The organism is Roseicyclus sp., from assembly GCF_052168335.1.
GTDB lineage: Bacteria > Pseudomonadota > Alphaproteobacteria > Rhodobacterales > Rhodobacteraceae > Roseibacterium.
This window is the reverse complement of the sequence record NZ_JBQLZP010000560.1, coordinates 1-7,629: the sequence shown is the minus strand read 5'-3', so window position 1 is coordinate 7,629 and position 7,629 is coordinate 1. Positions and strand designations below refer to the sequence as shown.

Annotated in this window: 9 protein-coding genes; 8 read left to right on the top strand and 1 reads right to left on the bottom strand. The window is 69.6% G+C overall.

Annotated elements, in window-relative coordinates; translation table 11 throughout:
- From ACTS11_RS17110 to ACTS11_RS17080, 7 genes are all read left to right on the top strand, one after another.
- Nucleotides 1-850: sensor histidine kinase (locus ACTS11_RS17110; RefSeq protein ID WP_442641504.1), on the top strand; the 850-nt coding region annotated here is incomplete at its 5' end.
- A 14-nt stretch (nt 851-864) separates the two neighbouring features.
- The gene (locus ACTS11_RS17105; protein ID WP_442641503.1) at nt 865-1,338 is read left to right on the top strand and encodes an HPr kinase/phosphorylase; all 474 of its coding nucleotides are present in this window, start codon (nt 865-867) and stop codon (nt 1,336-1,338) included.
- Entirely contained in the window at nt 1,335-2,264 is a 930-nt protein-coding gene (gene rapZ, locus ACTS11_RS17100; protein WP_442641502.1) for an RNase adapter RapZ, read from the top strand. Before ACTS11_RS17105 ends, rapZ begins: the two co-directional genes overlap by 4 nt.
- Nucleotides 2,265-2,313: 49 nt before the next feature.
- Nucleotides 2,314-2,706, top strand: a complete 393-nt coding sequence (locus ACTS11_RS17095; protein WP_442641501.1) for a PTS sugar transporter subunit IIA — start codon at nt 2,314-2,316, stop codon at nt 2,704-2,706.
- Entirely contained in the window at nt 2,703-2,987 is a 285-nt protein-coding gene (locus ACTS11_RS17090; protein WP_442641500.1) for an HPr family phosphocarrier protein, read from the top strand. The genes ACTS11_RS17095 and ACTS11_RS17090 overlap by 4 nt, the downstream gene beginning before the upstream one ends.
- 43 nt (nt 2,988-3,030) lie before the next feature.
- Entirely contained in the window at nt 3,031-3,942 is a 912-nt protein-coding gene (locus ACTS11_RS17085) for a lysophospholipid acyltransferase family protein (RefSeq protein WP_442641499.1), read from the top strand.
- A gap of 63 nt (nt 3,943-4,005) precedes the next feature.
- The gene (locus ACTS11_RS17080; RefSeq protein ID WP_442641498.1) at nt 4,006-5,433 is read left to right on the top strand and encodes a methyl-accepting chemotaxis protein; all 1,428 of its coding nucleotides are present in this window, start codon (nt 4,006-4,008) and stop codon (nt 5,431-5,433) included.
- A 191-nt stretch (nt 5,434-5,624) separates the two neighbouring features.
- Here ACTS11_RS17080 and ACTS11_RS17075 read toward each other — a convergent pair whose 3' ends face one another.
- Nucleotides 5,625-6,500: a 3-hydroxybutyryl-CoA dehydrogenase gene (locus tag ACTS11_RS17075; protein WP_442641497.1), complete on the bottom strand. Its 876-nt coding sequence runs from the start codon at nt 6,498-6,500 to the stop codon at nt 5,625-5,627.
- A 207-nt stretch (nt 6,501-6,707) separates the two neighbouring features.
- Between ACTS11_RS17075 and ACTS11_RS17070 the strand changes: the two genes are divergently transcribed.
- Nucleotides 6,708-7,532, top strand: coding sequence for a DUF6473 family protein (locus ACTS11_RS17070; RefSeq protein ID WP_442641496.1), 825 nt, complete (start codon nt 6,708-6,710; stop codon nt 7,530-7,532).
- The last annotated feature ends 97 nt before the right edge of the window (nt 7,533-7,629 follow it).

Here is a 7,629-nt window from a genome sequence, read left to right as displayed (position 1 = left end):
CCTCGCCGCCGCGGCCGAGCTCGGCCGCGACAAGAACGCCCGCAAGATGAGCCCGACGCGCGTGCGCATCCCGGACCTCACCGGGCGGCCGGACGAGATCGGGCGGCTCTCGGGCGCGCTCCGCGGCATGGTCTCGGCGCTCTACGACCGGATCGACGCCAACGAGCAGTTCGCCGCGGACGTGAGCCACGAGATCAAGAACCCGCTCGCTTCGCTCCGCTCGGCCGTCGGCACCATGCGCGTCGCCCGCACCGACGAGCAGAGGAACCGCCTGCTCGAGGTGATCGAGCACGACGTGCGCCGCCTCGACCGGCTGGTCTCCGACATCTCCAACGCCTCCCGCCTCGACAGCGAACTGGTGAAGGAGGAGGAGGAGGAATTCGACCTCGTGAAGATGCTGCAGAACCTCTCGCAGTATCACGGCGAGGAGGCCGCAAAGAAGGGCGTCGACTTCATCACCGACCTGCCGCCCGAGCCGATCCGCATCTCGGGCCTCGAGGGGCGGCTGGCGCAGGTCTTCGTCAACCTCCTGTCGAACGCCATCTCCTTCTGCGAGGAGGGCGACGCCGTCCGCCTCTGGACCCGCCGCCGCGAGAACCGCGTGCTGGTGGTCGTCGAGGATACCGGCCCCGGCATCCCGGAGGAGGCGCTGACCAAGGTGTTCAACCGGTTCTACTCGGAGCGGCCGGTGAAACAGTTCGGCAACCATTCCGGCCTCGGCCTCGCCATCTCCAAGCAGATCGTCGAGGCGCATGGCGGCGTCATCTGGGCCGAGAACATCCGTCCGACCGACCTCGACGTGGTCTCCGAACCGCTCGGCGCCCGTTTCGTCGTCGGCCTGCCGATCTGACCGGGGCGCGTGCCTTGGACGCCGCGCAGCCTGTCGCGCTGTCGGACTGGGCGGCCACCCGCAGCGCGGACAGGTTGCAGCTCCATGCCACCGGCGTCGCCGTGGAGGGGCAGGGCGTCCTGATCCGGGGTCGCACCGGCAGCGGCAAGTCGACCCTCGCACTCGAACTGATGGCGCGCGGCGCGGCGCTGATCTGCGACGATGCGATCTGGGTCGATGTGGGCGACACGCCGTTCCTCGAGCGGCCCGACGCAGCCACGGACATGATCGAGAGCCGGGGCATCGGCCTTCTCCGGGCGGGACACGTCTGCGGCCGGGCGCCGCTCGCCCTCGCCATCGACCTCGACGCCGCGGAAGCGGACCGCCTGCCGCCCCGCCGCACGGTCAGCGCGGGCGGCGCCGCAGTGCCGCTCATCCACGGCGCGGGCCATCCAGCGCTCGCCACCGCCGTCGTCCACATGCTGCGCCACGGGCGGGCCGAGCCATGAGCGACGGGCGGGAGGCAGACGCCGCCCCCGATCGTCCGGCGCGGGTCGTCTTCGTCACCGGCCCCTCCGGCGCGGGACGCACGACCGCCATCAACGCGCTCGAGGACCTCGGCTTCGAGGCGATCGACAACCTGCCGCTCAGCCTCCTGCCGCGCCTTCTCGAGGGCGACCCGCCCGAGCGGCCCATGGCCCTCGGCACCGATGCGCGGAACCGCGACTTCTCGGCGAGGCGCCTCGTGGCCGAGGTCGAGCGGCTGGCCGCGCGGCCGGGCTTCGAGGTCGATCTGCTCTACCTCGACTGCGATGCGCACACGCTCCAGCGCCGCTATTCCGAGACGCGCCGCCGCCACCCGCTCGCCCCGGACGACGATCCGGCCAACGGCATCGCGCGGGAACTCGACCTTCTCGGCCCGCTGCGCCACCGGGCGTCGGTGCTGGTGGACACCTCGACGCTGACGCCGCACGAACTGAGGGCCGAGATCGGGCGCCTCTTCGCGCCCGGCGGCGCCGCAGGCCTCTCGATCACGGTCATGTCCTTCTCCTACCGGCGCGGGCTGCCGACCGGCGCGGACCTCGTCTTCGACTGCCGCTTCCTGCGCAATCCGCACTGGGAGCCGACCCTCCGCCCACTCGACGGACGCGACGCGGCCGTCCGCGCGCACATCGCCGCGGACCCGCGCCTCGCGCCCTTCGAGGCGCAGATCCGGGAGATGCTGGACCTCCTGCTCCCCGCCTTCCGCGACGAGGGCAAGAGCCACCTGACGGTCGCCTTCGGCTGCACCGGAGGGCAGCACAGGTCGGTCGCGCTGGCCGAAAAGGTCGCCAACGACCTTGCGGAGGCCGGATGGCAGGTGTCTAAGAGGCACAGGGAAGTGGAACAGCGGCGCGCCCCGGCAACGGCCGGGGACACCCAGGGCCCGGCCTGAGGCAGGCGGCGCGGGCAACTGGCACGAGGGGATCGAAGGGCTCGGCAAGGTGATCGGCATCGTCATCGTCGCCCACGGCGGGCTCGCCGCCGAGCTGAAGCGTGCCACGGAACACGTGGTGGGCCCGCAGCCCGCGATGATCGCGATCCCCGTCGGCGCCGAGGACGACCGCGCCGCCCGGACCGCCGAGATCTGCGAGGCGGCGGACTCCGTGGACGATGGCAGCGGCGTGGTGGTCGTGACCGACATGTACGGCGGCTCGCCCTCGAACCTCAGCCTGCGCGCCTGCCGCCCCTCGAACCGCCGCATCCTGACCGGCGTGAACCTCCCCATGATGATCAAGCTCGCCAAATGCCGCCACCTCGACGTGGAGGAGGCCGTCTCGCGCGCGGCGGAGGCCGGCAGGCGCTACATCAACAGCTTCGACGGAGGCCCGGAATGAGCGACGGCGAACGTGTCGGGCGCACGCTCGAGATCGTCAACGTCAAGGGCCTGCACGCCCGCGCCGCCGCCCGCTTCGTCGAGGTCGTCGAGGCGCATGACGCGGAGGCCAACGTCATGCGCGACGGGCTGAGTGCCGCCGGCGACTCGATCATGGGGCTTTTGATGTTGGCAGCCTCCATGGGAACCACTATTGAAGTCGAGACACGGGGTCCGGAGGCGCAGACCCTGGCCGACGCGCTCGAGGCCCTCGTCGCCGCCCGCTTCGGCGAGGAAGCCTGAGACGCGGCGCGCGTCCGGGACCCAGGGGATGGAACGAAGGCGCGTGACCGACACCAGCCATCGGAATATCTCGGCCAGGAGGCCGGCCCTGGTCCAGACCGGGCCGCAGCGCGTCTACGACCGGCGGTCGCTGACCTATGCGAACACATTTCCCAACCCCTGGCTGCGCGGCACGATCAAGACGATCGAGTGGCTGACCGGGAAGATCACCATCATCCGCCGGGTGCGCCAGTTCGAGCGCATGGGCGAGGTCAAGGGGCAGGACTTCTGGCCCGCCACCATGCGCGTCATGGGGATCGAGCTGCAGACCCCGCAGCACCAGCTCGACCGGATTCCCGCCGAGGGACCCGTCGTCTTCGTGGCCAACCATCCTCACGGCCTGGTCGATGGAATGATCCTCGCCGATCTGATCGGGCGGCGCCGGCCCGACTACCGGATCCTGACGCGCGCGCTGCTGACCGGCCTCGACGAGAGCGCGGCGAGCTTCATGATCCCGGTGCCCTTCCCGCACGAGCCCGATGCGCAGGAGAAGATGCTCGCCATGCGGGCCGAGGCGATGGACCACCTGAAGGACGGCGGCCTCATCGCGCTGTTCCCCTCGGGCGCCGTCGCCGCGTCCGAGACGATGTTCGGTCCCGCCATCGAGGGGGAGTGGAACGTCTTCACCGCGAAGATGATCCGCACCTCGGGCGCGACCATCGTGCCGTGCTTCTTCACCGGCTCGAACTCGCGCTGGTACCAGATCGCCAACCGGATCTCGCCCGTGCTCCGGCAGGGGCTGCTGATCCACGAAGTCGTTCACAGCTTCGACAAGCCGCAGGCCCCGATCATCGGCCCGCCGATCCCGCCCTCCGAATGGGAGGACCGCATCGGCAGGCCGCGCGAGTTCATGGCCTGGCTCAGGGCCCGGACGCTCGCCCTGCGCGACGCCCCCGATGGGCCTCCCCGCACTTAAGGGGATCGCAACGAAGTGCCTTTAGACCCTCGCCTGGACAGCTTGGCACCAGGGTCAGAGGCAATGGACATACAGCGCGAGATTCACCGGCGTTTCTTCGTGGACGACGCCTTCCTGGCAGACCTGGCCGAGGTCTGGCGCCTGGTGGCGCCATCGCTCGACGGAATGCTCGACGACTTCTACGCCTCGGTGAAGAACGATTCCCAGCTGCGCGGCTTCTTCGACAGCGAGGCGCAGATGGTCTCGGCCAAGCGCAAGCAGATCGCCCATTGGGAAAAGCTCTTCACGTCGCGTTTCGACGAGGACTACCTCGCGTCCGCTGCCCGGGTGGGCGGGGTCCATTTCCGCATCGGACTGCCGGGCATGTACTTCATGTCCATGTATTCGCAGGCGGCGCGCCTCATCCTGGACTCGCTGCTCGCGGCGAGGCCGCGCTTCAGCCGCAGGCCGCTGCACGCGAACCTCCTGGTGCCGGCCATGCGCGCGATCATGATCGACATCGACACGATCTCCCACGAATACGCGACGGCGAAGGACATCGCCCGCGTCGCCGCCTCCGACAGGCTCGGCGCAGTCATCGCGGACTATGCCAAGGGGCGGCTTTCCGCGCGGGTGGACCTTCCCTTCCCGGAATTGTTCGAGGTGCAGTGCGTCGCCCTGAACGCGATGGGGGAGCGGATCGAAACCGTCTTCGAGGGCGTGCGCCTGAACGCCACGGAGGTCCGCAGCCTGACGAAGCAGGTGTCCGACCTCGCGGATGACCTCAGCCATCGCAGCCAGGGGCAGGCCGCCGCGGTCGAGCAGTCGAACGCCGCCGTCACGGCTCTGGCCGAATCCGTGCGCGAGAACATGGCGGGCTTCCAGCGCGCGATCGAGGCGAGCCGCGGCAACACGGGCGAGGCCGAGAGCGGGCTCGAAGCGGCCTCCCACGCATCCGGCGCCATGGACCGGATCAAGGCCGGCTTCGGCGAGATCACGCGGATCACGACCGACATCGAGGAAATCAGTTTCCAGACCAATCTCCTTGCCCTCAACGCCTCGGTCGAGGCGGCACGTGCGGGCGAGGCGGGCAAGGGCTTCGCCGTCGTCGCGACCGAGGTATCCTCGCTCGCCAAGCGGGCCGCCGAACTGACCGAGACGATCCGAAGCAAGATCGGCCGGTCGAGCGGCTATGTCGACGAAGGCTCCCTCCTGTTCGGCCAGACGCGCGAGACGCTCGAACGAATCCGCGACAGTGCGAACACCGTCTCGAAGGAGATCGAGGCCGCAGCGACCATCGCACGCGATCAGTTCATGTCGATCGAGGAGGTGAAGAAGGCGCTCGACTCCATCGACACCGTCACCCAGACCAACGCCGCCATCGCCTCGCGCGTCGCCGACAGCTGCGAATCCGTGCAGGTCGCGGCAGACAACCTTGCCAGGCCGTTCGACGCCTTTCAGACCGGTGGCGCGGAGGCGAACGTCACGTCCAAGCTCCGCAATATCGCCTGACAGGACAAAGGGCGCGAAGTGCGTAAGGCGCAGGAGCTACCGCGGTGATGGCGGCCGGGCCCGAGGCCGCCGTCGCCCGGGAAGACCCGTCGGGGCAACGCCCCGGCGCAACCGTCGCGCCCCTCCTCCTGCCCGGAGGCCGGTCTGCGTCGGGGTTCCGGTCTGCGTCGGAGTTCCGGTCTGCGCCGGCGTCAGCGTGTCGGGACGGGCGTCTCGCCCCGGTAGTCGTAGAAGCCGCGCTGCGTCTTGCGACCAAGCCAGCCGGCCTCGACATACTTCGTCAGGAGCGGGCAGGGCCGGTACTTGGTGTCCGCGAGGCCGTCGTGCAGCACGTTCATGATGGCGAGGCAGGTGTCGAGCCCGATGAAATCGGCGAGCTCGAGCGGCCCCATCGGGTGGTTCGCGCCGAGCTTCATCGACTGGTCGATCGACAGGACCGAGCCCACGCCCTCGTAGAGCGTGTAGACCGCCTCGTTGATCATCGGCATCAGGATGCGGTTCACGATGAAGGCGGGAAAGTCCTCGGCCGTGGCTGCGGTCTTGCCAAGCCGGTCCACCACGGACTTGCAGGCGGCGAAGGTCGGCTCGTCCGTCGCGATGCCGCGGATCAGCTCGACGAGCTGCATCACCGGCACCGGGTTCATGAAGTGGAACCCCATGAACTTCTCGGGCCGGTCCGTGCGGCTGGCGAGCCGCGTGATCGAGATGGACGAGGTGTTGGAGGTCAGGATCGTCTCGGGCTTCAGGTGCGGCAGCAGATCCTCGAAGATCGCGGTCTTCACCGTCTCGCGCTCGGTCGCGGCCTCGATGATGAGGTCCGAGGCGCCGAGGTCGGGCAGCTTCAGCGTGGTGCGGATCCGTGCCAGCGCCGCGTCCTTGTCGGCCTCCGAGATCTTGCCGCGGCCGACCTGGCGCCCGAGGTTCCGGTCGATCAGGTCCATCGCCTGGTCGAGGGCCTGCTGGCTGATGTCGCTCATCATCACGTCGTAGCCCGCGAGCGCGCAGACATGCGCGATCCCGTTGCCCATCTGCCCCGCGCCGACGATGCCGATCGTCCTGATTTCCATGTTCGCCTTCTCCACGCCCGGTCTGCGCCCGCGGAACAATAGGCGCGCAGGCGCGGCCGGCACAAGCGCCGCCGCCGCGCCAAGGCGACGCGCGGCGCCTGCCCCGGACTGCGTGGAATTTTCGGAAAAGCAGAAGGTTAGGGGCCTGGAAAGGACGCGGTGGGAAGATGGTGCGCGGGTGAATCGTCAGCGAGGCGGACCAAGAGGATGAGCTTCGAGAAACGCAGGGCGATGGCCCTCGACTATCAGCCGGTGACCTATCCGGGCTCGGCGCTGCGCTTCCGCGGACCGGCGACGGACTTCGCGCGACCCCATGTGCTCTGCATCGGCGGAACGGAGACCTTCGGCCGCTTCATTCCGACGCCGTATCCCGAGCAGCTCGCCGCGCGCCTCGGGCGCCCGGTCTGCAACATGGGCGTCGCCCATGCGGGGCTGGACGTGGCGCTCGGCGATCCGGCGATCCTCGCCGCCGCCGAAACGGCGAGCGCGATCGTGCTGCAGGTGCCGGGCGCCGCGAACATGAGCAACCGGTACTACTGCGTCCATCCGCGCCGCAACGACCGCTTCGTTCGGGCGGATGCCATCCTGCAGACGGTCTATCGCGACGTGGATTTCACCGAGTTCCACTTCACGCGCCACCTGCTCAGCCACCTCAAGGCGCTGTCGCCGGACCGCTTCGCGATCCTCCGCCACGAGCTTCAGCTCGCCTGGCGCGGGCGAATGATGCGGTTCCTGTCCGAGGCGCGGGTGCCGGTTCATCTCCTGTGGCTCTCGCGCCGCGAGCCCGGGACGGCGGAGCCCGAGACCGGCCTCGGGCCGGAGCCGCTTTTCGTGACGCGCGACCTCCTCATGGAGGTCGCGAAATCGGCGGCTTCGCTCAGCATCGTGACCGATCCGGCGCCCGAGCCGAAGTCGCGCCTGCGCGGCATGTTCTTCGCGGCGCGGGAGGAGAACGCGGCGCGGATGCTGCCCGGTCCGGGCGCACACGCCGCGGCCTGCGCGACGCTGCTCAAGCGAATGGAAGCCTCCTGAAGGGCGGTCCGTCCACGGGACGGCCGGGACGGACCCCTCGTCTCAGAGCTTCTCGGTCAGCTCCGGCACCGCCTGGAAGAGGTCGGCGACGAGGCCG